This is a genomic window from Vibrio fluvialis (assembly GCF_900460245.1).
Classification (GTDB): domain Bacteria; phylum Pseudomonadota; class Gammaproteobacteria; order Enterobacterales; family Vibrionaceae; genus Vibrio; species Vibrio fluvialis.
Genome location: NZ_UHIP01000001.1, coordinates 1,316,089 through 1,340,294 on the forward strand (window position 1 = coordinate 1,316,089; position 24,206 = coordinate 1,340,294).

Here is a 24,206-nt window from a genome sequence, read left to right on the forward strand (position 1 = left end):
GAATCGCTTAGCGGTTCCCGTTTTTGTTATGCATGTTTTACCAAATATTGTGTTTTATTTCCTATACTTATGGTTTGGTTAATGGTGAAAGAAATTACGTGGTGAATTGCTGAATACTTCGGATATTCCGAGTTAAAGGTTCATTACAAGCGATTTTTCAACCATTCTGCGAGTGGCTACACTCTTTCGTATTCTTCTGTTTATCGTTAACTAACATAATTATAAGGGCGATTGAATGACTGACATGATTCGCGACTTCTTCAAGCTGGAGTCGGCTGGGGGGATTCTTCTGGTGATCGCAGCCGCGATTGCTATGGCTATTGCTAACTCACCATTAAACGAAATTTATCAGGGCTCACTGCACAGCTATGTGTTTGGTATGTCTGTATCTCACTGGATCAACGATGGTTTGATGGCGGTGTTCTTCCTGTTGATTGGCTTGGAAGTAAAGCGTGAGCTATTAGAAGGCGCACTTAAGTCGCGTGAAACGGCGATCTTCCCGGCGATCGCGGCAGTGGGCGGTATGTTGGCTCCGGCACTGATTTATGTACTGTTCAACTCTGGTGATGCGGAAGCCATTCAGGGGTGGGCGATTCCGGCGGCAACCGATATTGCGTTTGCCTTGGGTATCATGGCGCTATTGGGTAAGCGTGTTCCGTTGAGCCTGAAAGTGTTCTTGCTGGCACTGGCGATTATCGATGACCTGGGTGTAGTGGTGATCATCGCCCTGTTCTACACCAGTGATTTATCGACGATTGCGCTGACCGTTGGCTTCATCATGACCGCTGTCCTGTTCATGCTCAACGCCAAACATGTCACCAAACTCAGTGCGTATCTGATTGTGGGTTTGATTCTGTGGGTGGCGGTATTGAAATCGGGCGTACACGCAACACTGGCGGGTGTGGTGATTGGCTTTGCGATCCCACTAAAAGGTAACAAAGGCGAACACTCGCCGCTGAAGCACCTGGAACATGCACTTCATCCATATGTTGCGTTCGGTATTCTGCCATTGTTTGCCTTCGCTAACGCGGGTATCTCACTGGAAGGTGTATCGTTCTCTAGCTTGGCGTCAACCTTACCATTGGGTGTCGCGTTGGGTCTGTTAATTGGTAAGCCACTGGGTATTTTCAGCTTCAGTGTGATAGCGGTGAAAGCCGGGGTAGCAAAGCTACCAGAAGGTATTAACTTCAAGCATATCTTCGCGGTGTCTGTCCTGTGTGGTATCGGTTTTACCATGTCTATCTTCATCTCTTCACTGGCGTTTGGCAGTGCGAATGTTGATTACGATACCTATGCACGATTGGGTATCCTGATGGGTTCTACTACCGCGGCGATATTGGGTTATGTGTTGTTAAGGCTGTCGCTGCCGAAAGTCGCCAAGTAACCTGCTGCATTTGAAATAAACAAAGGCCCCAGAATGGGGCCTTTTTCTTTAGAGCCATCAGGAAGTTTACTTTTTCAGTGTCGAGAAGATGGTCCATTCTTCGACGACTTTCTCTTTAAGGCCAACCACTGTGGCCGTCACACGTCGGTTCACGGCGTGCGCAGAGTTGCTATCGCCATTATCGATCAGACGAGTTTCGCCATAACCCACAATGCGAACACGTTTGGGTGAAATGCCATAAGATAGCAGTTTCTTCTCTACGGCTTCAGCCCGCTTTTGTGACAGCTCCTGATTGTATTCATTGGTACCCACTTTACTGGTGTAGCCCTGAATCTCAATTGAAGCACTCTGATAGGTTTTCAAAAATTCAGCCATCGACTGAATCTGGTCTGCGAAAACCGGGTTAATTTCATAGGAGTCGTTTGCGAACAAGATGTGCAACTGGCGCTTCGCAGAATTGCGCACCACTTCGCCACAACCATCATTGTCAATTTCAGCGCCCTCAGGCGTACCCGGGCAGATGTCTCGGGCATTGACCACTCCGTCATTGTCGTCGTCCTGCAAGTCGGCAATCTGATCAGCTTTAGGCGTTTCGATGTAATCATATTGGTCACTCGCCACCGCAGAGTAGGACATCAAACTCATCAAAAGGGAGAGTGAATATAGTTTCATTTTCATATCAGTACTCCACTTTCTTCGTCCATTCTTCAGGAACATCAACCAATAGCGCATCAATCAGTACCCCAATCGCGTTCATGACTCGGTACTTGGCATACTGTTCGGCGTAGTTGGCATCCAGATAATCTTTACGCGCTTCGAATAGCTCATTTTCGGTGTTGAGCAAATCAAGCAGGGTACGTTGACCAATGCGGTATTGCTTTTCGTAGGCAATAACGGTTTGTGATGCAGAGTCTACGTGGTCAGCAAGGAAGTTTTTCTGTTGCAAGGTCAAATCCAAAGCACTCCACGATAAACGCAGACTTTCTTCGATTTCGCGATACGCGTTGTCACGGAGATCTTTGGCTTTGTTTAGCTGATAAGCGGCACTTTCAGTGCGATCGCTATCGCTGCCACCATTGTACAGATTGTATTTCAGGCGCAGCATTGCCACGGTTTCGCTGGCACTGCCTTCGTCACCACCGGCATCATCCCGCCAGGTTTGTCGTGCTTCTAAAGATAGCGTCGGGTAGTTCGGGCCTTTGGATTGTTTGTATTGAAAACGGGCTGAGTCGACATCCGCTGAAGCAATCTTAATCACGGGGTGATTATCGAATGCGTCCACTAAAGCATCGGTCAGAGAGAGCGGAATTTTAGATACATCCGCACGCGGGTAGAGCAGTCCCAACGGTTCCTGACCTACCAGACGACGGAACTGAGTGTGGGTATCAAACAAATTGTTTTGCGCTGCAAGTAAGTTGCCCTGAGCTTTGGCGATCCGCGCCTCAACTTGCGTTAAGTCTGCGGTTGACCCCACGCCGGAATCTACGCGCTTTTTGATGTCGCGGTAGATTTTTTTATGTACGGCGAGGTTGCTCTCTGACAGCGCCAGAACTTCCTTGGCTTTGACGGCATTCAGATACACTTTGGTGACTTCCAAGGCAAGGTTGGAAGCATCGTCCAGAAGTTGTAAGCGAACGGATTCTGCATCGGCCGCTGTGCGATCCATATCGTTCAGCGTGGCGTTACCGTCCCATAAAAGTTGATTAAGAATGATGCTGGCTTCTTTTCTGGTCAGATCGGTGTCGTCATTACCCGTTGAATCAGCCGGACGAATACCCTCATAACCGATGCCGGCATCTAAATCGATCGTTGGCAGATACGCACCGCCTGCGGCATCACTGTCTTTGACATTACTAACGAATTGGTTGTAGCTCGCTTTGATTTGAGGATTGTTTGCTAAAGCAAGTGCGACAGCCTGTTCCAGAGTTTGAGCTGACGCTTGAAAAGGTAATAACAACAAATATCCTGCTAGAAGTGGAATGTTCCGTTTCACAGGGTGGCTCCTATGGTTTTTTTATGATCTGTTGCTTCAGGCGCGTCCTCCGAAAAGAGGATGGTTGGAGCATTCACAGGCAAACATAAGTTTATTGACAGCTTAGTTGATAAATCATCAATGTGAGAGATTAGTTCAAAAAAGTGCTAATGATTAATTTCCTTAATTATTGATACCTTAGTGAATTTTTGAGCCGTTACTCTAGATATTGAGTTGCTTGTCAATATCAGGATCACTAGTTTTAAAGCATGAGAATAGGCGAAATGGGTGTTGGGTTCAGTGGGAGTCCAACGCCTCTTCGTATGTATATAAGGACATACGCTCATGGACACTCGCACTCTGACCCCCTTTATGTTAGCTAACGTCACGCTTGTCATTGACCGCAATGGCCAATTCAGAGAGCAAGCCGCAGGCACCCCTTTGAGACCGGGAGAAGTGGTTGTACAGGTTAGTGATGATGCATCACCTCAGGTGACAGCGGAACTGGTCAATCCCGGTAACGCTGCACCAACTAATCTCGATGGTGAAATCGCACAAATTTTGCAACAAATTCAACAAGGTGCTGACCCGACACAAAACCCTGAACTCGCCACTGCTGCCGGAGGACAAAATGGTTCAAGTCCTACAGCGACAGGAAGCATTGATCGTACGGGTGACGAAGTTTTGGCAGCCACCAATTTCGAAACTCAAGGTCTACAAGGCTTGGGTCTGTCGTCAACTCAAAGTTTAGCGTTGACTGATTTTGTTGCAGAAATCGCGGTGGTAGATACGCCACCTGCATTTAATCCGAATGACCCAGAAAACGTAAATGGTCCACGCTACAGCTTCTCCTATGATGAAAATCGTAGTGATGGCGATGTCATCGGCGTCGTGCAGGCAACTGATGCAGAGGGGGAGAGTGTTACTTACGCCATCACGACTAATGTATTTGATTCAAATGGCAACACACTGTTCGAAATTGATGAAGTCACTGGTGAAATTAGTTTGACCCCCGCTGGGGTCGTTGCGTTTTCGAATGATTTTGAGCAAGCCCCAAATGTACACGACATCATTGTTACGGCAACTGAGGTTGATGGTCTTGGAGTTCAGAATTCTACCAGCATTTTAGTTGAGCTGAGTGAGCTGAACCTGGATGAGTTTGGTCCGGTATTCGATCCGAATGACCCGGACAATGAAGACGGCCCACGTTATGTGTTCTCGTATGATGAGAACAGCAGCGATGAGTATGTGATTGGTACGGTGTCGGCCACCGATGGTGACGGCGAGGCGGTGACGTATTCCATCACCACCAACGTGTACAACGATGCTAATGAAGCCTTGTTTGAGATCGATGCAGTCAGCGGTGCCATCAGTCTGACGGCGGCGGGTGTCACCGCGTTCTCGAACGATTACGAAACCGCCCCCAATGTACACGATATTGTGGTGACGGCGACAGAAGTAGCGGGTCTGGGCGAGCAGAAATCAACGGACATCACCGTTGAACTGAGTGAGCTGAATCTGGATGAGTTTGGTCCGGTATTCGATCCGAATGACCCGGACAATCAAGACGGCCCACGTTATGTGTTCTCGTATGATGAGAACAGCAGCGATGAGTATGTGATTGGTACGGTGTCGGCCACCGATGGTGACGGCGAGGCGGTGACGTATTCCATCACCACCAACGTGTACAACGATGCCAATGAAGCCTTGTTTGAGATCGATGCAGTCAGCGGTGCAATCAGCTTGACGGCGGCGGGTGTCACCGCGTTCTCGAACGATTACGAAACCGCCCCCAATGTGCACGATATTGTGGTGACGGCGACAGAAGTAGCGGGTCTGGGCGAGCAGAAATCCACGGACATCACCGTTGAACTGAGTGAGCTGAATCTGGATGAGTTTGGTCCGGTGTTCGACCCGAATGACCCGGACAACGAAGACGGCCCACGTTATGTGTTCTCGTATGATGAAAACAGCAGCGATGAGTATGTGATTGGTACGGTGTCGGCCACCGATGGTGACGGCGAGGCGGTGACGTATTCCATCACCACCAACGTGTACAACGATGCCAATGAAGCCTTGTTTGAGATCGATGCAGTCAGCGGTGCCATCAGTCTGACGGCGGCGGGTGTCACCGCGTTCTCGAACGATTACGAAACCGCGCCCAATGTGCACGATATTGTGGTGACCGCGACAGAAGTAGCGGGTCTGGGCGAGCAGAAATCCACGGATATCACCGTTGAGCTGAGTGAGCTGAATCTGGATGAGTTTGGTCCGGTGTTCGACCCGAATGACCCGGACAACGAAGACGGCCCACGTTATGTGTTCTCGTATGATGAAAACAGCAGCGATGAGTATGTGATTGGTACGGTGTCGGCCACCGATGGTGACGGCGAGGCGGTGACGTATTCCATCACCACCAACGTGTACAACGATGCCAATGAAGCCTTGTTTGAGATCGATGCAGTCAGCGGTGCCATCAGCTTGACGGCGGCAGGCGTCACCGCGTTCTCGAACGATTTTGAAGATACACCTAATGTGCATACCATTCAGGTTATGGCAACGGAAGTGGAAGGATTGGGCGAGCAGAAATCTACAGTGATCGATGTTCAGCTAAGTGAGCTTAATCTTGATGATAATGCCCCAATTTTTGACGACGAGTATATTTTTACTTACGAAGAAGATAGTGAAGAGTCTGATTTGATCGGCACAGTGTCAGCAACCGATGCTGACGGTGAAAACGTTACCTACAGCATTAAAACTAATGTGTATGACAGTAACAATAACCCACTGTTTTGGATCAACGCTACGACCGGGGCTATCTATCTGACCTCGTTTGGTGTACTGGCCTTTACCAATGATTTTGAACAGGAATCCAATATTCATAATCTGGTCGTTACAGCGACGGAAGTGGATGGTTTGGGTGCAATGAAATCAACAGATGTGGATGTGGTACTCAAAGAGTTGAACGTTAACGAGCCTCCTGTCGCAGAAGATTTCACAGTGCTTTTAGGCAACAGCTCAGAAGTTACCATTGTATTTGACTCAGACGTAGAAGCGAATGACCACATCTCTGACGTCGACGATGATTTCACTGGCACGCAGTTGAACATTGTACTGACGTCTCTACCTGACAATGGAACACTTCTTTACACCGATGAAAATGGAGTGACCCGAGAGCTGACTTCAGCGGATGTGTATGTTTCAGGGCAACTAGAAGACCCGGTTCTACTCAATCCTAACAACATCACTTATGTACCTGAAGGTAACGAAGTGGTGATTGGTTCGACAGATGATGGCTCTTTGATCCCTGTCGATGATGATTACCAGTTCGTTCTTGATAACGGAAACACCATTTACATCTCAGCGTTCAAAACATTGGGCAATGGTAGTGAAGTATCACAACAGGTGACCTTGATTGAAACGGTTCAACAAGGGACTGGTTTATCGGTCGCAACGGGTAATGGTATTAACAGCCAAGAAACGTTGCACGTCGACTTAAGTGAAAATCCACTCTACACCATCAGTTTTGGGGTGGATGGACTGAATACCAATCATGCTGCAACCGTGACTTACTATTTCGAAAACAGCGACCCAGTCACGATCTCTTATCAAGGAAATGGCGACTACTCGTACACTGCGTCGTCAGATGATCCGGTGATTGGCCTTGATTTTACCGCCTCCAACAATGACGGTTCATCGGGTGCCAACTATGTGGTGACTCATCTGTCTGGTACCGAAACGGTGGTTGATGATTCTACCTTTACTTATCAGGCTGTGGACTCGGATGGTGAGTTCAGTAATGTTGCAACAGTTACGCTGGATGCGGACGACAGCACTCCGTCTTACCACGTTTTCTCGGCTGAAGCTGGTGACCCTGTGGTGAATGCGACAGTCGGTAATGACGTGTTGATAGGCGACTCTCAAGCAAATGTCTTTACCTGGCTCGATAGCGCACTCGATAACAGTACCGATGTGGTGAAAAACTTCGAGTTTAATACCGACAAACTTGATTTGTCTGCGGTGCTGGATTCTGGTGAAGACTTCAATACGTTGCTGAGCAAAATTGATGTGGTAGTGGGTGCTGAAGATGTCACATTGCAGGTTTCGCACGACAGCGGCGAAACGCAATCTATCGTGATTGACAATGGGGTAGACATCTTTGGACTTACCAGTTCAAGTGGTTTAATGACGGACGACGTCGCACAGACATTACTCAGTCAGATTGTTAAAACAGAAACTGTCTAAATGTGTTATAAAACCAAGCCCTTATCCTAGTGATGAGGGCTTTTTCTGGTCTCTATTTTATAACTTTCTGAATAATAGATAATTGTGATATTTTCTGTTGATTTAGTTGTTATTTATCGATGAAAAATGATTGCGGATAAGGCCAATTTTGTGTTAAGTTCCGCACCAATCTCGGACAGTGCTTCCGGGGGATACGCGTAGTGACCATTCAGGCTGATTGGGACATTACGTAGGGTAGGTATCAGTAAGTCCTTTTACTGATAGACGGGATACTCTTGCTGTGGGAACAGCATGTGAATGGGATACCCAACATTGAACTCACTTAACTTACACACATTAATCAGCTTTGTACTTCCTCTATGCCCTGTTCGACAGGACAGCAGCATAACCGAACCTTGATTCCTGTTTTTAGTGATTTGTCATCAAGCTGATGGCCTACAGTATTTCCGAATTTGTCTGCGGACTCAGTCGGAACGTTTTGCTATTTGTCATTTCTCAAAACAACTTACTGCCGGGAAATGAACAGAGTTTTAACCATTCAAGGGGACGAAGATGAGTACAGCCTTTGAAGTCGATAACACTATCGCAACTATGTTTTCCAACCAAGTACCAGTTTTAGAAGGTACTTATGACCTTACTCCAGATGAAATTCTCCTTGAACAAGCTGAGCATGAATCTGAAGTACGTTCATACCCACGCCGTTTACCTATCGCCATCAAACAAGCTTTTGGCTGTTTGGTAGAAGATACTCGTGGCCAGATCTTTCTGGACTGTCTTGCGGGTGCAGGTACCCTGGCGCTTGGTTATAACCACCCAGAAATCAACCAGGCTCTGAAAGAGCAACTGGATTCAGGTCTGCCTTACCAAACGCTGGATATTGCGACTAAAGCAAAAACCAACTTTATCAAAGCCGTTAAAGCATTCCTGCCTGAAGAGCTGGGTAATAACTGTGTGATTCAGTTCTGTGGTCCATCTGGTGCAGACGCCGTTGAAGCGGCAATCAAACTGGCTAAACAAACCACTGGCCGCAACACCATGTTTGCGTTCCGCGGTGCATACCACGGCATGACCAACGGTACTATGGGTATGATGGGTAACCTGAATACTAAAGCACGTCGTACCGGTCTGATGTCTGACGTTCACTTCATGCCATTCCCGTACAACCTGCGTTGTCCGTTTGGTCTGGGTGGCGATGAAGGCGCGAAAGCGAGCATCCGTTACATCGAGCGTCTGCTGAACGACGACGAAGCGGGCATCATGAAGCCAGCTGCGATCATCGTCGAGCCAGTACAAGGCGAGGGCGGTGTAATTCCTGCTCCAGCATTCTTCTTGCGTGAACTTCGCCGCATCTGTGACGAGCACGGCATCCTGCTGATTTTCGATGAAATCCAGTGTGGTGTGGGTAAATCTGGCTACAACTTTGCATTTGAAGAAGCGGGTATCGTTCCTGATGTACTGTGTCTGTCAAAAGCAATCGGTGGCGGTCTGCCAATGTCACTGCTGGTGATCAACAAGCAGCACGACACATGGCGTCCAGGTGAGCACACAGGTACATTCCGTGGTAACCAGCTGGCAATGGTATCGGGTGCTAAAGCACTGGAAATCATTGAGCGTGATAACCTGGTTGAACAGGCAAATATTAAAGGCCAATACCTACGTATGGGTCTGGAAAAAATTCAAAGCCGCGTAAACTGTGTTGCAGAAGTACGTGGTAAAGGCTTGATGCTGGGTCTGGAAATTAAAGATCCAAGCGGCGAGTTGAACAAATTTGGTGAGCCAAAAGCGGCACCTCAACTGACTCTGGGCATTCAGCGTGCAGCGCTGGAGCGCGGTCTGATGGTTGAGAAAGGTGGCCGTGAAGGTTCTGTGATTCGTTTCCTTCCACCGCTGATCATCTCATTTGAGCAGATCGACTTTGCCCTGCGCACACTGGAAGAAGCGATTCTTGCCGCTGGTGGCGGTCAGAAAGATCCGGAGCAAGCAAACCAAGAGTGGAAAAAACACTTCATTCACACCGGTCACATGGGCAGCCAAGAGTTCTCACAAGTGATGAACCACACCACTGCTGCGATGAAAGCCGTGTTTGAAGAAGTGAATGCGCCATATTCAGGTATCGACCCTAAAGCGCTGGAAGAAGCGATTTATGCTGTTGATCTGGATAACAAGAACGCATCTCTGAAAGACGTGATTTCTGAAACTGCGGAACTGGTTGCGAAGAACTCAATCATCGTTCAGCACCCAGACTGTATCGCGCACCTGCACACGCCACCGCTGATGCCTTCCGTTGTAGCGGAAGCGATCATCGCATCTCTGAACCAATCAATGGATTCATGGGATCAGTCTTCTGCAGCAACGTTTGTTGAGCAGAAAGTGATTGACTGGATGTGTGAGAAATACGAACTGGGCGCGCAAGCGGACGGTATCTTCACCAGTGGTGGTACTCAGAGCAACCAAATGGGTCTGATGCTGGCACGTGACTGGATTGCAGACAAGCTGAGCGGTCACTCGATTCAGAAATTGGGTCTGCCAGAGTACGCGGACAAACTGCGTATTGTGTGCTCGAAGAAATCTCACTTCACTGTTCAGAAGTCTGCTTCTTGGATGGGGCTGGGTGAGAAAGCGATCCTGGCGGTTGACGCTCTGCCTAACGGTACAATGGATGTGACTAAGCTGGAAGCTGTCGTTGAACAAGCGAAAGCGGAAGGTCTGATCCCATTTGCTATCGTCGGTACTGCAGGTACAACGGACCACGGTGCAATCGACGACTTGGTGACCATCGCGGATGTTGCTGATAAGCACGAGATGTGGATGCACGTTGATAGTGCTTACGGTGGCGCACTGATTCTGAGCAGCCATAAAGATCGTCTGAGCGGTATCGAACGTGCTCAGTCAGTCAGCGTTGACTTCCATAAGCTGTTCTTCCAAACCATCAGTTGTGGCGCACTGCTGCTGAAAGATAAGAGCAACTTCAAGTTCCTGCTGCACCATGCAGATTACTTGAACCGTGAGCATGACACTCTGCCAAACCTGGTTGATAAGTCTATCTCAACAACAAAACGCTTTGACGCTCTGAAAGTGTTTATGACCATGCAAAACGTGGGTCCTAAACAAATGGGCGCAATGTACGATCACTTGCTGGAGCAAACTCAACAAGTGGCCGAATTGGTTCGTCAGCATAAAGCCTTCGAGCTTTTGGCTGAACCATCTCTGTCTACCGTGTTATTCCGCGCGGTAAACAACCAGGCGTCTGATATGGATGAACTGAATAAAGTCGTTCGTATGCAAGCTCTGGTACGTGGTGTCGCAGTACTTGGCGAAACCATTGTGGATGGCAAAACTGCCTTGAAATTCACAATCTTGAACCCATGCTTGAAGATTTCGGACTTCGAATCTCTACTGGCTAAAATTGAAACTCTAGCGGAAGAGCTAGCGAAATAAAGGTAAACGGATACTATGTCAATTCTACAGATTGGGGCGGGCGGCGTTGGCTGGGTGGTCGCACATAAAGCGGCACAGAACAACGACGCGCTGGGTGATATTACCATTGCTTCCCGTTCAATTGGGAAGTGTGAGAAGATCATTGAATCAATCAAGGGCAAACAAAACCTGAAAGATTCTACTAAGAAGCTAGAAGCTCGTGCAGTAAATGCTGACGATGTAGACGCACTAGTAGCGTTAATCGAAGAGGTTCAGCCTGATCTTGTGATCAACGCTGGACCACCTTGGGTCAACGTGCCAATTATGGAAGCCTGTTACCGTGCAAAAGTGTCCTATCTGGACACTTCTGTTGCGGTGGACCTGTGTTCTGAAGGTCAACTGGTTCCTGAAGCATACGACCCACAGTGGGCGTTCCGCGAAAAGTTCAAACAAGCTGGTATCACCGGTATTCTGGGTGCAGGTTTTGATCCGGGTGTGGTGAGCGTGTTTGCAGCGTATGCTGCAAAACACCTGTTTGATGAGATTGAGTCTATCGATGTGATGGATATCAACGCGGGCGACCATGGCAAGAAATTCGCCACTAACTTCGATCCTGAAACCAACATGTTGGAAATTCAGGGCGACTCTTTCTTCTGGGAAGAGGGCGAATGGAAGCGTGTACCATGCCACACTCGTATGATGGAATTTGATTTTCCTAAATGTGGTCCTTTCAAAGTGTACTCAATGGCACACGATGAAGTGCGTTCACTGAAGGAATTTATTCCTGCAAAGCGTATTGAGTTCTGGATGGGCTTCGGTGACCGTTACCTGAACTACTTCAACTGCATGCGTGACATCGGTCTGTTAAGTCCGGATCCGATTGCGCTTCAGGATGGTACAGTGGTACACCCACTGCACGTTCTGAAGGCGCTACTGCCGGATCCAACATCTCTGGCTCCAGGGTATACTGGTCTGACTTGTATCGGTACCTGGGTTCAGGGCAAGAAAAACGGCGAACAGCGTAGTGTATTTATTTACAACAACGCTGATCACGAAGTCGCTTATAAAGATGTTGAGCATCAGGCGATTGCTTACACCACGGGTGTGCCGGCAATCACTGCTGCGCTTCAGTTCTTCCGCGGCGAATGGGCAGAGGCTGGCGTGTTTAACATGGAGCAGCTGAACCCGGACCCATTCCTGGAAACCATGCCGTCCATCGGTCTGGACTGGGAAGTTCAGGAATTGCAGCCTGGCAAACCGGTTATCAACATTCTTAATTAATCAAAGCGACTAAAAGGTATGCCACCTTTTGGTTCAAGATGAGACAAACAGCCGTCATTCGTGATGGCTGTTTTTTCCATTTAAAGATTCAGAAACTGTTGCCACTGTTTGGCAGCATTCAGGAACCTAAAAGATGCAAAAAAGCGAATTGAAAACCCCATACTTCATGATTGACGAAGGTAAGCTGATTGCGAACCTCGAAATCGCTAAACGTCTGAAAGACATTTCCGGCGTAAAGCTGGTACTGGCACTGAAGTGTTTCTCAACCTGGGGTGTTTTTGACATCATCAAACCGTATCTGGACGGTACAACCAGCTCTGGTCCATTTGAAGTGAAGCTGGGTTACGATACTTTCGGTGGTGAAACGCACGCTTACAGTGTGGGTTACAGCGAAGATGACGTTAAAGAAGTGGCAGACATCTGCGACAAAATGATTTTCAACTCTCAGTCTCAACTGAGTGCGTACCGTCACCTGGTGGAAGGTAAAGCGTCTTTGGGCCTGCGTCTGAACCCGGGCGTCAGCTATGCGGGCCAGGATTTGGCGAACCCAGCACGCCAGTTCTCTCGTCTGGGTGTACAGGCTGATCATATCGATCCGGCGGTATTCGATACCATTAACGGTGTCATGTTCCACATGAACTGTGAAAACAAAGATGTGGATGCGTTTATCCACCTGCTGGACTCCATTTCAGAGCGTTTTGGTTCATACCTGAACAAGCTGGACTGGGTGAGTCTGGGCGGCGGTGTATTCTTCACCTGGCCGGGCTACGATGTTGAGAAGCTGGGGCTGGCTTTGAAAGCCTTTGCGGAAAAGCACGGCGTTCAGCTTTATCTGGAACCGGGCGAAGCTGTGATCACCAAAACGACCGACCTTGTGGTCACGGTGGTAGACATCGTTGAAAACGGCATGAAAACTGCCATCGTTGACTCGGCAACGGAAGCGCACCGTCTGGATACGCTGATCTACAAAGAGCCAGCATCAGTATTGGAAGCCAGCGAGAACGGTGAACATGAGTACGTGATCGGCTCATGTTCTTGTTTGGCTGGCGACCAGTTCTGTGTTGCGAAATTCGATGAGCCGCTAAAAGTCGGTCAGAAACTGCATATCCTCGACAGTGCGGGTTACACCATGGTGAAACTGAACTGGTTCAACGGCCTGAAAATGCCATCGGTGTACTGTGAACGCACCTCGGGCGAAATTCAGAAGCTGAACGAATTTGGTTACGACGATTTTAAACGCTCACTGTCTCTGTGGTCGGTAAAATAATCGATTGCTGATGAATAGAAAAATCCACCGCTAGCGGTGGATTTTTTGTTTGTGCGGATTCAAAGCTTGAAGTGGAGAAGTTTGTCATCCAGTTGGCGTGACAGGTCAGCCAGTTTTTCACTCTCTTCGGCCAGATAGTTCGCCGCCTGCGACATTTCAAGCGCGGCATCATTAATACCACTGACATTGCGGTTCATCTCTTCAGCGACTGCGCTTTGCTCTTCCGCCGCAGTGGCGATTTGTGTCGCTTTGTCGCTCACATGTTGAATATGATTGACGATCAGTGACAAATCGCTTCCCGCATTTTCAGCGCGTTCTACGCTGTTGTAGGCAAGCTCTTGACTCTTCTGCATCGCAGTCGCCGTTGTGACGGCCAATTGTTGCAGACGATTAATGGTGGTTTGAATCTCATCGGTCGAGTGGTGAGTGCGGCTCGCGAGATTGCGCACTTCATCTGCGACTACGGCAAAGCCTCGTCCTTGTTCACCTGCCCGGGCGGCTTCAATCGCTGCGTTCAGTGCCAGCAGGTTAGTCTGCTCTGAAATGCCACTGATAACCGCTGTGACCTCGCTGATCTGCATGACACCTTCCTTGAGCTTATTCACTTGCTCCGTTGCCAACTCAAGTTCGTGAGATAACGCCTTAATGCTGTCGACACTGGAGTGCACATCTTTGTCACCCAGTCCAGCTTCTGTACTCGCATCCATGGTGTCTCGAGCCGTTTCCTCTGCGTGACCTGCAACGTCAGCGACGGTCGCACTCATTTCATTCATCGCGGTTGCCAACTGACTGAGCTGATCGCGCTGGCTCACAACAGCCTGACTGGTTTCCTCGGCGGAAGAGGCAATACGAATCGCTGCCTCAGCGACTTCACTGGCAGATTTGACCGATTCCACTAACGCCTCACGCATCGACGCGACACTTTCGTTGATACGAAGTGCCACAATGCCGATTTCATCGTTACCCTCAACTGGTATGGTGGCTGTCAGATCCCCTTGGGCCACCTTCTTCATCGAATCTTTGATTTGTTCGAGAGGATTCACAATCGCGCGACTAATGACAATGCCAAAAACAGCCATAACGATAATGGCAATCAGAGTGGCGACGGCCATGTTCCAGAACTGTTTTTCGACCGCTCGTTCGATATCATCCAGCAGCATCCCTGAACCAATAATCCATCCCCATGGGGCAAAACCATGAACGGCGGAAAGTTTGTCTGCTTCTTTGCCAGATGCGGTTTTCCAAGAGTAGGTGAGTACGCCATGTTGACCGCCTCTGGCTAAATCAACCATGGTGTACCAGAAGCTGTCCTCGCCGCTTCGATCATTGCCCATTTGCTGGCCCACCAGATCTGGGCGCAAAGGATGAACAACCACCTGACGAGACTCATCAATAACAAACAGATAGTTATCGCTATCAAAACGGACTGAATTGATCAGGGCTTTCGCCGCTTCCTGAGCTTGTTGTTTAGGCTGTGATTTTTCCAGATAGGCTATCTGGGAAAGTGTGGTGTTAATGACGGCATTGAGGCGTGCCTCACGCTCGGCAACTAAATTGTTTTTCAATGCTGTGGCGGCAATGAATAACAGACTGACAAACCCTATGATGCCAACCAATAGAATAATAGCCAGCTTATAGCTGACCCTAATGTTCTTAAGCTTCAACATGACGTTTCCTACCCAACCAATTGATGTACGCTGTTCTTGTTTCGGACTGTTATTTATTGGAATTATGTTGGGACCGAGATCCCGCTTTAAGCGTGGTAGAAAAGTACGAGAATTCAACCGCATCAAGCAAGATTGTTAGCTGCTTCAAGAAAAATATTCACGGGTTAAATAAAACACTAAATAAAAAGGGAGGCCACAGGCCTCCCGAACATCGATACATTCTTGTGTGTTGTTATGCTTCCAGAATGACCCGAGTGTCTTCACTCAGGGCTTCGAGCTCTTTGGCGACATCATCAATGTCTATTTCTGGTGGCAGGCGAATTGCCATATTGGCCGTGAACAAACTGGAACTCACACCGCCGCCACCGGCAATGAATACGCGTTGGCAGTCCATATCGAGAATACTGATGCCTTGGCTATCAAGCACGTGGGTAATCTCGTTGACGATGCCGTAGCGATCATTGGCATCTAACCGCAACTGGTAAATGGTGTCTTCTTTGTGCGGTTTCGTATCGCAGTCTACTATTTGTACCAGTAGATCCGGGTAGGACTGGAATGCTTCTTTGACGACTTGTGCTTTAGCGAGCGGCATTTCAACCTTAATCACCGCAGCTACTTGATCTTCAATGAAATTTACTTTGCTGATTAGCCACTTACCATCATTTTCATGAGTGATAGCGGCCAGTTGTTTAATGGTGGACGGCGTTGCTGTGCCCACAAAATTTACAATAAAAGTACAAGTCATAACGGCCTCCAAACTTCACCTTGGTCATCCTTTTCTATGAGTTTAGGTGTTGTGAGGCGTCGGGGATTGATGAAAGTCAATTTTTTGGAGGACGGAATGGGGCAAGTTTCAATATTTCAAACCTCAGCACAATTTTGGCTCATTGAAACAGTGATTTATAGGTGAGGTTATCAGAAAGCATCTGTTGTTGAGAGGGATGTTAATAATTGTTTAAAAGCTGTGATCGATCTCATGGACACAATATAGGAGTTACCAGTAACATTCACCCTGCAAGTTACCGGTAACATAAAAACATAAACCGGTTTTTACGTGAAACTCTTAAGGACGATTCAATGAAAGCTATGACGAGAACGCTTATCGCTGCCGCGGTGACAGGTTTAGTATCCATGTCTGCAATGGCTGCGGATTTCAAACTCAAGATTCAGTCTTCTGACCCATCAGGTGACCGCAACTTCCAAATCCAACAAAACTGGGCTGACCGTGTCGAAAAAATGTCGGGTGGTCGTATCGATATCGATTTACTGCCAGTGGGTGCGGTGGTCAAACACACGGAAACGTTGAGCGCTATCAAGATGGGTATTCTTGATGGTCACGTCACCGCGACGGAGTTTTTCTCAGGTCAGGATCCTGCGTTTGGTCTGCTGGGTAACATGGTCGGTGCTTGGTCTGACACAACCCAGTTGCTTCAGTACATGAACTACGGCGGTGGTAACGAACTTTTAACGGAACTTTACAAACCATACGGCGTGCATTTCATCGGTGCCTCGACAACGGGCGTTGAATCTCTGGTATCGAAAAAACCTCTTGATGGTGTGGCGGATCTGAAAGGTCTGAAGCTGCGTGCGCCGGAAGGTCTGGTTCAACAGGTATTTGCTGCAGCCGGTGCAACGCCTGTTAACCTACCAGGTTCTGAAGTATTTACTGGCCTGAGCAAAGGTGTTATCGATGCGGCGGACTATACCGTGTTCTCGACCAACCAAAAAGCGGGCATGAACGACATCGCGGTGCATCCAGTTCAGCCTGGTTTCCACTCTCTGCCACTGATCGATATTTCAATCAGCCAGAAGAAATGGGACAAAATGCCAGCGGATCTGCAACAGATTCTGGAAACATCAGTACGCGACTTCTCTTATGACATCACCACTCAGCTGAAAATTGCTGACCAGGCGGCAGTGAAAGAAGCGAGCGCAAATCCGAAAATTACGATTCACAACTGGTCAGACGAAGAGCGCAAGAAATTCCGCGAAATCGCACGTAGCCAATGGAAAGTGTTTGCAGAGCGTTCTCCAAATGCACAGAAAGTGTATGACTCTGTAACCCAGTTCCTGGAAAACAACGACCTACTTTAATTACCGCTATTTCCTTCATTTGAGAGAGGGCAGTTTTGCCCTCTCGTTTTAAACAAGAGTTCGTTATGAGCGAGAATAAGCTACCTGCTGCGTCTATCCATGATGAGCAGCCGAAAAACGCGCTGGATCGCTGGATTCTGCGTCTGGGCAACGCGCTGAGCTTGCTGTTTCTGTTCACGGTTGCGATTTCCTTTTATGAAGTAGTGATGCGCTACGCGTTCAACGCCCCAACAACGTGGGTACATGAAACTGCTGCCTTTGTTGGCGGAACACTGTTTGTGTTTGGCGGTGTGTATGCGATGGCAGCCGACAAACATGTGCGTGTAGTGCTGATTTACGATCACGTTTCGCGTCGCACTAAACATTATCTGAATCTGGTGCATCACATTGTCGGTCTCGCGTTTGCGGGCATGATGGCGTACGCCTCTTACGTTACGGTAGAAGCGTCCTGGTTTGCTCCATGGGGTGAGATGCGTCTGGAAACCTCAGGTTCGGCGTTTAACCCTCCGTATCCGGCACTTCTGAAAGCCGTTATCTTCATCACGTTAGTGATTCTGGTCGTGCAGTTTGTGCTGCATTTGATTCAAGAGATTCAAGCCCTGAGGAATAAACACGATGTTTGATCTTTCTTCAATTGGTATTGAGTGGGGCAGCCTCCTGATGCTGGCGATGATGATCGGCCTGCTGCTCACGGGTATGCAGCTGGCGTTCGTCACTGGTTTTGTCGCTATCTTTTTCACTCTGGGTTGGTTTGGTGTGGATGCAATTCCACTGGTAACCAGCCGTATGTACAGCTTTGCTTCTGACTACATCTTCCTAGCCATTCCTATGTTCGTTCTGATGGCGGCGATGTTGGATCACTCAGGGATCGCTCGCGACTTGTTTGATGCCATGAAGTCTGTCGGTCGTAAAGTGCGCGGTGGTGTTGCGGTTCAGACGCTGTTGGTTGCGGTTCTTTTGGCATCCATGTCTGGCGTTATCGGCGGTGAAACGGTACTGCTGGGTATTCTCGCGCTGCCACAAATGCTGCGCTTGGGTTATGACCGCAAACTGGCGATCGGTACCACGTGTGCAGGCGGCGCATTGGGCACCATGCTGCCACCGAGTATCGTTCTGATTATTTACGGTATGACCGCGAGCGTGTCGATTGGCGACCTGTTTAAAGCTGCTTTCCTGCCCGCGTTTATTCTGGCTGCGTGTTACATCGCTTACGTATTGGTGCGTTGTTACCTGAATCCTTCTCTGGCTCCAAGCTTTGAAGAAGAGCTGGAAGAAGAAACAGAACATCCGAATTACTTTAAAGCACTGTTTTTCCCGCTGCTGTCTGTGGCGGTTGTACTGGGCAGTATCTACACCGGTATTGCATCCGTCACTGAAGCGTCAGCTTTGGGTGTTGTGGGCATTATGATCAGTGCCATCATCCGCCGTGAAATGAGCTGGAATATGCTCAAAGATAGCGCCGTCGCGACGATGCGTACCTGCGGGATGATCATCTGGATTGGTATCGGTGCGAGCGCGTTAGTTGGGGTTTACAACCTGATGGGCGGTATTGATTTCGTTGAAGAAACCATTCTGGCTCTGTCTGGCGGTAGCGCCATGGCCACACTGCTCATCATGATGGTGATTCTGCTGGTGTTGGGGATGTTCCTCGACTGGGTTGGTGTTGCACTCCTGACAATGCCTATTTTCGTACCAATCATCAGTAATCTGGGCTTTGACCCGATTTGGTTCGGCGTGGTGTTCTGTCTGAACATGCAAGTGTCATTCCTGTCGCCACCTTTTGGCCCGGCCGCGTTTTATCTCAAGTCCGTGGCGCCGAAAGACATCAGTCTGGGTTTGATTTTTACCTCGCTGATCCCGTTCATTTTCATGCAGATTTTCGTGCTGGCTCTGGTTATCGCATTCCCTCAGTTGGCAATGTGGTGGCAATAAACCAAGCGATATAACTTTTTTGTAGAGCGGCCCCATTCTGTGGGGCCTTAGGGAAGTATTGTCCTATGAAACCAAGAAAAATATTAGTGATGGGGGTTTCTGGCTGCGGAAAAAGCTCGATTGGTAGCAAAATTGCCGAAGCGCTGGGCCTGAAATTCTTTGATGGTGACGATTACCATCCACAACAAAATGTAGAAAAAATGCGTCAGGGGATTCCTCTGACGGATGAAGACCGCTACGGCTGGCTGCAAACTTTAAATCGCCTCTTTATCGAGCAAGAATCGGCAGTGATTGCCTGTTCGGCTCTTAAGCCAGAGTATCGTGATATTTTGCGCACCAACAACGAAGAGCTGGTGATTGTTTACCTAGAGGGTGATTACGACACCATCTGGTCACGCCTTAAACAGCGCTCCGACCACTACTTTCAGGGTGAAAAGATGCTGAAAAGCCAGTTCGCGACCTTGGTTGAGCCGCAGGCTGGAGAGGCCATCTTTGTCGATATTTCTCAATCACTGGACGACGTGGTGGCTCAGGCACTCACCGCGATTAGCCAACTGGGAGCCAAGTTATGAGTTTCCAAATCGCCATGATCGGGCTGGGTGTGATGGGCAAAAGCCTGGCACTGAATTTGGTTGATCACGGGATCAAGGTTGCCGGATACGACTTAAATCAGGCGAATCGAATACGCACCCTGCAAGAAGCGGCGTCTCTGAGTACGATCGCAGGCAAAGGACAGTTTGCCGCGGCGGATGATTTAGCTCATCTGTTGAGTTTGCTGGATAAACCGCGGGTGATTGCACTTTCAGTTCCGGCCGGCGATATCGTCGATCAAGTGATCACACAGTTACTGGATGCGGGTTTAGAACCTCAGGATATTGTTATCGATACGGGTAACAGCTTGTGGACGGATTCTGAACGTCGCGAACACGTTTATACGGGCCGTTTACGTTTCTTCAGCACCGCCGTCTCTGGGGGAGAACAAGGTGCGCGTCACGGCCCGTCTCTTATGGCAAGCGGCGATCAAGAAGCGTGGGCATTCATCGAGCCAATGTGGCAAGCCATTGCTGCAAAAGTCGATGCTGCTGGTAAACCGATTGATTCCCATCAACAAGGTGACTCTTGCGCCGCATATCTGGGGCCTGCAGGTGCTGGCCATTACGTTAAAATGGTGCACAACGGGATTGAATACGCGGACATGCAGCTGATTTGTGAAGCGTACCAATACCTGCGTGACGTGATGACGCTGTCGGCACAAGAGATTGGTCAGGTGTTCGAAGGCTGGAATCAGGGCGTTCTGAATAGCTACCTGATGGAAATCAGTGCGGATATTCTGCAACAACAAGATCCGCAAACAGGTGCGATGCTGGTTGATATGATCCTTGATACCGCCGAACAAAAAGGTACCGGATTGTGGACGGCGGTGAACAGCTTGCAAACCGGTTGCCCGGCGCCAAGCCTGGCTCAGGCTGTATTTGCTCGTGCCTTGAGCGCAAACAAGGCGCGCCGTTCGTTAGCCAGTAAACAACTGCCTGCGCAGACAATGATCGCTGACTACTGTCTGGATACCGTTCTGCGTGATCTGGAATCAGCGCTCTATTGCGCTAAGCTCGCGGTTTACGCGCAAGGCTTTGACCTGATGAAAACTACGTCAGACAAAGAAGGGTGGAAACTGAATTTTGCTGATATCGCGCGCATTTGGCGCTCAGGCTGCATTATTCGAGCGGGTTTCCTACATCAGATTGCGATGGCTTATCAGTCTCAGCCAGAGTTAGAGCATCTGTTGCTTGCCCCTGAGTTTGCCTCTGCATTGTCAGATAGACTGCCGGGATGGCGTCAAATTGCAGCTCAATCGATGTTCAGTGGAGTTCCGATGCCGAGTCTGACGTCTGCGCTGAGTTATTACGATGCGCTTCGCTGCGAAGTGCTGCCTGCCAATCTGCTTCAAGCGCAACGCGATTATTTCGGGGCGCATACGTACGCTCGAGTTGATCAGCCGGCAGGCAAGAAGTTTCATTTGCTGTGGGAAACACAACATCGCCAGCAGGTAGAACGTTAAGCCAATAAAAAAGCGCCTACAGGCGCTTTTTTTACAACTCGGATAAATTAGAACGTCACTTTAAAACTGGCGCCAATGAACTGGGTGTCGTAAGTCGCACCTGAGTCGAGGGCAAACTTGGCCGCATCCTGATTGCCAAACCATGGATTACTTTCAAACTGGAATTCGGCTGAACCGCCCCAGGCGTTACTCACCCATCCGTGAATGTGACCGACCGGGTTTAAGAAGAATAGGGTGACGCTACCGACGCTTTCAGAGCCCAAAACTTCACCGCCGTTATCCACGATGTCCTGTTCTGCCTCAAACATCATTTCACCAACCACGGCACCAAAAAATGGAGTGATAAAAAGGTCCTGCCACGACGGTACTTCTGCAAAAGCTTCAACCCCGTATTCCCAAAATAGCCCGGACATTGCCGCTGAATAAAGAAATGACTCAAACTCATTGAAACCGGCATGACGCGCCGCAGTGTAGTATACACCACCAAAATAGGGGTGCATGACGTAGTTGAGGTAGTGCTCGTCTCGGTCCCAGGTCGGTCCCTGAGAAACGTTGTCCCACCATTTCTGCCCCAAACCGCTCAGGTTACGGTCATCTTCATCCCACTTGGTGATGGACTCTGGCAGCAGTGTCATCAGACCAACGGTCACGACACTCAAACCCAGAATGGTATACGTTTGATCTTTCAGGTAATCCCAATCTTTAGTATCAGATGGCGTCAGGTAGCGGGGGAGTGCAGGTTCATCCACTTTCAGCTCTTGCTCACCATCCAAGTTCATTGCCAGAGGTGAAACCGCTTTATAGCGGTATGGAGATTCGTTGTTGCAACTGACGGTTTGGCACTCTACCGAGTAGGATAATTCGATGTGTGGGCTGATATCGTATTGTGCTGCGTGGGCACAAGCGGGTAACGATAACATCAATGCAGTGATGCGTTTTATTGACACGGTAGCTCCAAGACGTTGTTTTATAATAATGATCAGTATCACAATTATCTATTAAAGTAGCGGGGATGAAAATAATCAAATCGCTTATTGACACAAAACTGATAGAGATACTGGGCCATTCAACGATATAGTGGCCAAAGAATGGTGTCACAAAGAACCCAAATAAGGTCATAGATATGCTGAAAATAGCGATGTTAAGTACTGGTGAGGAAGTACTGCACGGTGACATCACCGATACCAATGCCGCTTGGCTGGCACGAGAATTTTTTGAAAGTGGTTTCTCGCTCTCTAAACGCTCGACGGTAGGGGATGAAAAATCGGCTTTGGTTGAAGAGCTGATGATGCTCAGCTTCAACAGTGATGTCGTTATCGTGAATGGTGGTTTAGGACCGACTTCCGACGACTTAAGCGCCGCCGCCGCTGCACAGGCCGCCGAACAACAACTGGTTCTTTTCCCTGAATGGTTGAAAGTGCTGGAGGCCTTTTTCGCGCAGCGCCAGGTGAAAATGCCAGAGAGCAACATTAAACAAGCGATGTTACCTGAAAAAGCAACGATCATTGATAATCCGATCGGCACTGCCTGCGGCTTCAAAATGCAGATTAATGATTGCTGGTTCTATTTCACACCGGGTGTACCAAAAGAATTCAAACGTATGGTCAGTGAACAGATTCTGCCTGACCTGCATGCACTTTTTCCAAATCAGGCTGGGCTTGAATGCAGTCGCCTTTATACCTTCGGGACGTCTGAATCCGGTATCTCCGATAAACTGGATAAACTTCAGCTACCAAAAGACTACGTGTTGGGCTACCGCTCTTACTTGCCCTTCATTGAGGTGAAGCTGTTTGGGCCGCGCAACGATTTGGAGACACGCGTTAAACTGCTGCAACTGATTTATTCACATCTTGAACAGCATGTTGTCAGCGTTGATGAACCTATGTTGGCGCACATCGGTCATTTGATTGAAGAAAAAGGTCTGTCACTGTCGATCGCCGAGCAGGCAACCAAAGGCTGGCTGTCAAATTGGTTATTGAGCAACGAACAGGTTGAGCGCTTGAGCGGTCATAGCTGGATTCTGAGCCATCGTACCGATGCTGGTCTTGGTGAGAAAGACCCGCTGGCAGCCGTATTTGCACTTGCAGGAGCAACCAAAGACAAATGCAGCACTGATCTGGCGATTGTGACGGGCGCGTTGAGTGAAGGCACGTTCAGTGTGGCGCTGTCGGCTCCACAAGGTGAATGGGGGCAATTGTTGAAGTTCAGCCGCACATACAGCCAGCAAGAGCAAAAAGAGCTGATAGGCACCGTTGCGGCAGACATGTTGCGCCGCTATCTCTCCGGTAAACCCGTGCTGGCTAAATATGGTTCAGTGTTGACGGTAAAAGAGTTGTATCTGCCTGCCAATGTGCTGAATGGATAGTTAAGTTCATATCGCGTAATTGCATATAAAATAAAACGTTGTTCGTTAAATGGTAATAAGCAGATGATTTGTTTGCTTATTACCAAACCTCTTTTGACCATTTCCTTCTATTCAAAATTCGTCTAATTGTTAAGCGCCTGATTTCCGTGGCCCTCCCGATTTTGTCTTAAAAATGAGCCGTCTTTAGCACTTTTTTATTTGTACACTGAAATCTCGTTTGAACCATTTCGGCAGGAGGCTGGTATGTTCCATCAATCAAGAATTTTGGTTTGGTATGAGGTGGCAAGTCAAAAAGTGATTTTGGGAGAAGCACTTGGTAGCGTCCATCGTGACGTTGTGTCGTTATGGCTTCATGCACCGGTAGATAACAATAACCTGAGTTATCAGGGATATCGCTTGTCTCTATTTGATGACGACGGTCGTGAGATCGCCAATAAGTCCGTATCCATGGGAACCGCAGATGAAATTCTGTTTGGTGGGCTGATGGAATAGAACGATACCGTTACAACGGAACAGAAATGAAAAA

At 48.6% G+C, this 24,206-nt stretch carries 17 protein-coding genes; 12 read left to right on the forward strand and 5 right to left on the reverse strand.

What is annotated here, in order from left to right; all coding sequences use genetic code 11:
- Window positions 1-235: 235 nt before the first annotated feature.
- A complete protein-coding gene (gene nhaA / locus DYA43_RS06260) occupies window positions 236-1,384 on the forward strand; it encodes a Na+/H+ antiporter NhaA (protein ID WP_061056453.1) in 1,149 nt (382 codons plus the stop codon).
- A 66-nt stretch (window positions 1,385-1,450) separates the two neighbouring features.
- Here the strand turns inward: nhaA and DYA43_RS06265 are convergent, their stop codons facing one another.
- Complete coding sequence (locus DYA43_RS06265) at window positions 1,451-2,020, reverse strand: OmpA family protein (protein ID WP_020428591.1); 570 nt, start codon at window positions 2,018-2,020, stop codon at window positions 1,451-1,453.
- A gap of 43 nt (window positions 2,021-2,063) precedes the next feature.
- Window positions 2,064-3,341: a TolC family outer membrane protein gene (locus tag DYA43_RS06270; RefSeq protein ID WP_020330348.1), complete on the reverse strand. Its 1,278-nt coding sequence runs from the start codon at window positions 3,339-3,341 to the stop codon at window positions 2,064-2,066.
- A 360-nt stretch (window positions 3,342-3,701) separates the two neighbouring features.
- Here DYA43_RS06270 and DYA43_RS06275 point away from each other — a divergent pair, with 360 nt between their 5' ends.
- The 4 genes from DYA43_RS06275 (at window position 3,702) to nspC (ending at window position 13,566) form a co-directional block, all read left to right on the forward strand.
- Window positions 3,702-7,601, forward strand: a complete 3,900-nt coding sequence (locus tag DYA43_RS06275; protein ID WP_061056454.1) for a cadherin repeat domain-containing protein — start codon at window positions 3,702-3,704, stop codon at window positions 7,599-7,601.
- Between the two features lie 552 nt (window positions 7,602-8,153).
- Window positions 8,154-11,039 carry a pyridoxal phosphate-dependent class III aminotransferase gene (locus tag DYA43_RS06285; RefSeq protein WP_020428589.1) on the forward strand — a complete coding sequence of 962 codons (2,886 nt, stop codon included), beginning with the start codon at window positions 8,154-8,156 and terminating at the stop codon, window positions 11,037-11,039.
- Window positions 11,040-11,054: 15 nt separating this feature from the next.
- Entirely contained in the window at window positions 11,055-12,299 is a 1,245-nt protein-coding gene (locus tag DYA43_RS06290; RefSeq protein WP_020428588.1) for a carboxynorspermidine synthase, read from the forward strand.
- A 133-nt stretch (window positions 12,300-12,432) separates the two neighbouring features.
- Window positions 12,433-13,566: a carboxynorspermidine decarboxylase gene (nspC, locus tag DYA43_RS06295; protein WP_061056455.1), complete on the forward strand. Its 1,134-nt coding sequence runs from the start codon at window positions 12,433-12,435 to the stop codon at window positions 13,564-13,566.
- A 59-nt stretch (window positions 13,567-13,625) separates the two neighbouring features.
- Here the strand turns inward: nspC and DYA43_RS06300 are convergent, their stop codons facing one another.
- Window positions 13,626-15,233: a methyl-accepting chemotaxis protein gene (locus DYA43_RS06300; protein ID WP_061056456.1), complete on the reverse strand. Its 1,608-nt coding sequence runs from the start codon at window positions 15,231-15,233 to the stop codon at window positions 13,626-13,628.
- A 232-nt stretch (window positions 15,234-15,465) separates the two neighbouring features.
- Complete coding sequence (locus tag DYA43_RS06305; RefSeq protein ID WP_020330360.1) at window positions 15,466-15,978, reverse strand: glycine cleavage system transcriptional repressor; 513 nt, start codon at window positions 15,976-15,978, stop codon at window positions 15,466-15,468.
- Between the two features lie 332 nt (window positions 15,979-16,310).
- On the opposite strand from DYA43_RS06305, the gene DYA43_RS06310 reads away from it, so the two are divergent.
- The 5 genes from DYA43_RS06310 to gnd all read left to right on the forward strand — a co-directional run bounded on the left by DYA43_RS06310 (window position 16,311) and on the right by gnd (window position 21,315).
- Entirely contained in the window at window positions 16,311-17,327 is a 1,017-nt protein-coding gene (locus tag DYA43_RS06310) for a TRAP transporter substrate-binding protein (protein ID WP_020330361.1), read from the forward strand.
- A gap of 65 nt (window positions 17,328-17,392) precedes the next feature.
- Window positions 17,393-17,950, forward strand: coding sequence for a TRAP transporter small permease subunit (locus tag DYA43_RS06315; protein WP_020330362.1), 558 nt, complete (start codon window positions 17,393-17,395; stop codon window positions 17,948-17,950).
- Entirely contained in the window at window positions 17,943-19,259 is a 1,317-nt protein-coding gene (locus tag DYA43_RS06320) for a TRAP transporter large permease (RefSeq protein ID WP_020428583.1), read from the forward strand. Before DYA43_RS06315 ends, DYA43_RS06320 begins: the two co-directional genes overlap by 8 nt.
- A 65-nt stretch (window positions 19,260-19,324) precedes the next feature.
- Window positions 19,325-19,831 (forward strand): gluconokinase, encoded by a 507-nt coding sequence (locus DYA43_RS06325; protein WP_020428580.1) that lies wholly within the window; start codon window positions 19,325-19,327, stop codon window positions 19,829-19,831.
- Window positions 19,828-21,315: an NADP-dependent phosphogluconate dehydrogenase gene (gene gnd, locus DYA43_RS06330; RefSeq protein WP_061056457.1), complete on the forward strand. Its 1,488-nt coding sequence runs from the start codon at window positions 19,828-19,830 to the stop codon at window positions 21,313-21,315. The genes DYA43_RS06325 and gnd overlap by 4 nt, the downstream gene beginning before the upstream one ends.
- Before the next feature lie 47 nt (window positions 21,316-21,362).
- Here gnd and DYA43_RS06335 read toward each other — a convergent pair whose 3' ends face one another.
- A complete protein-coding gene (locus tag DYA43_RS06335; protein WP_206769356.1) occupies window positions 21,363-22,298 on the reverse strand; it encodes a DUF3943 domain-containing protein in 936 nt (311 codons plus the stop codon).
- Between the two features lie 140 nt (window positions 22,299-22,438).
- On the opposite strand from DYA43_RS06335, the gene DYA43_RS06340 reads away from it, so the two are divergent.
- Window positions 22,439-23,680, forward strand: coding sequence for a CinA family nicotinamide mononucleotide deamidase-related protein (locus DYA43_RS06340; RefSeq protein WP_020428573.1), 1,242 nt, complete (start codon window positions 22,439-22,441; stop codon window positions 23,678-23,680).
- Window positions 23,681-23,923: 243 nt separating this feature from the next.
- Window positions 23,924-24,172, forward strand: a complete 249-nt coding sequence (locus DYA43_RS06345; RefSeq protein ID WP_020428572.1) for a hypothetical protein — start codon at window positions 23,924-23,926, stop codon at window positions 24,170-24,172.
- Window positions 24,173-24,206: the final 34 nt, after the last annotated feature.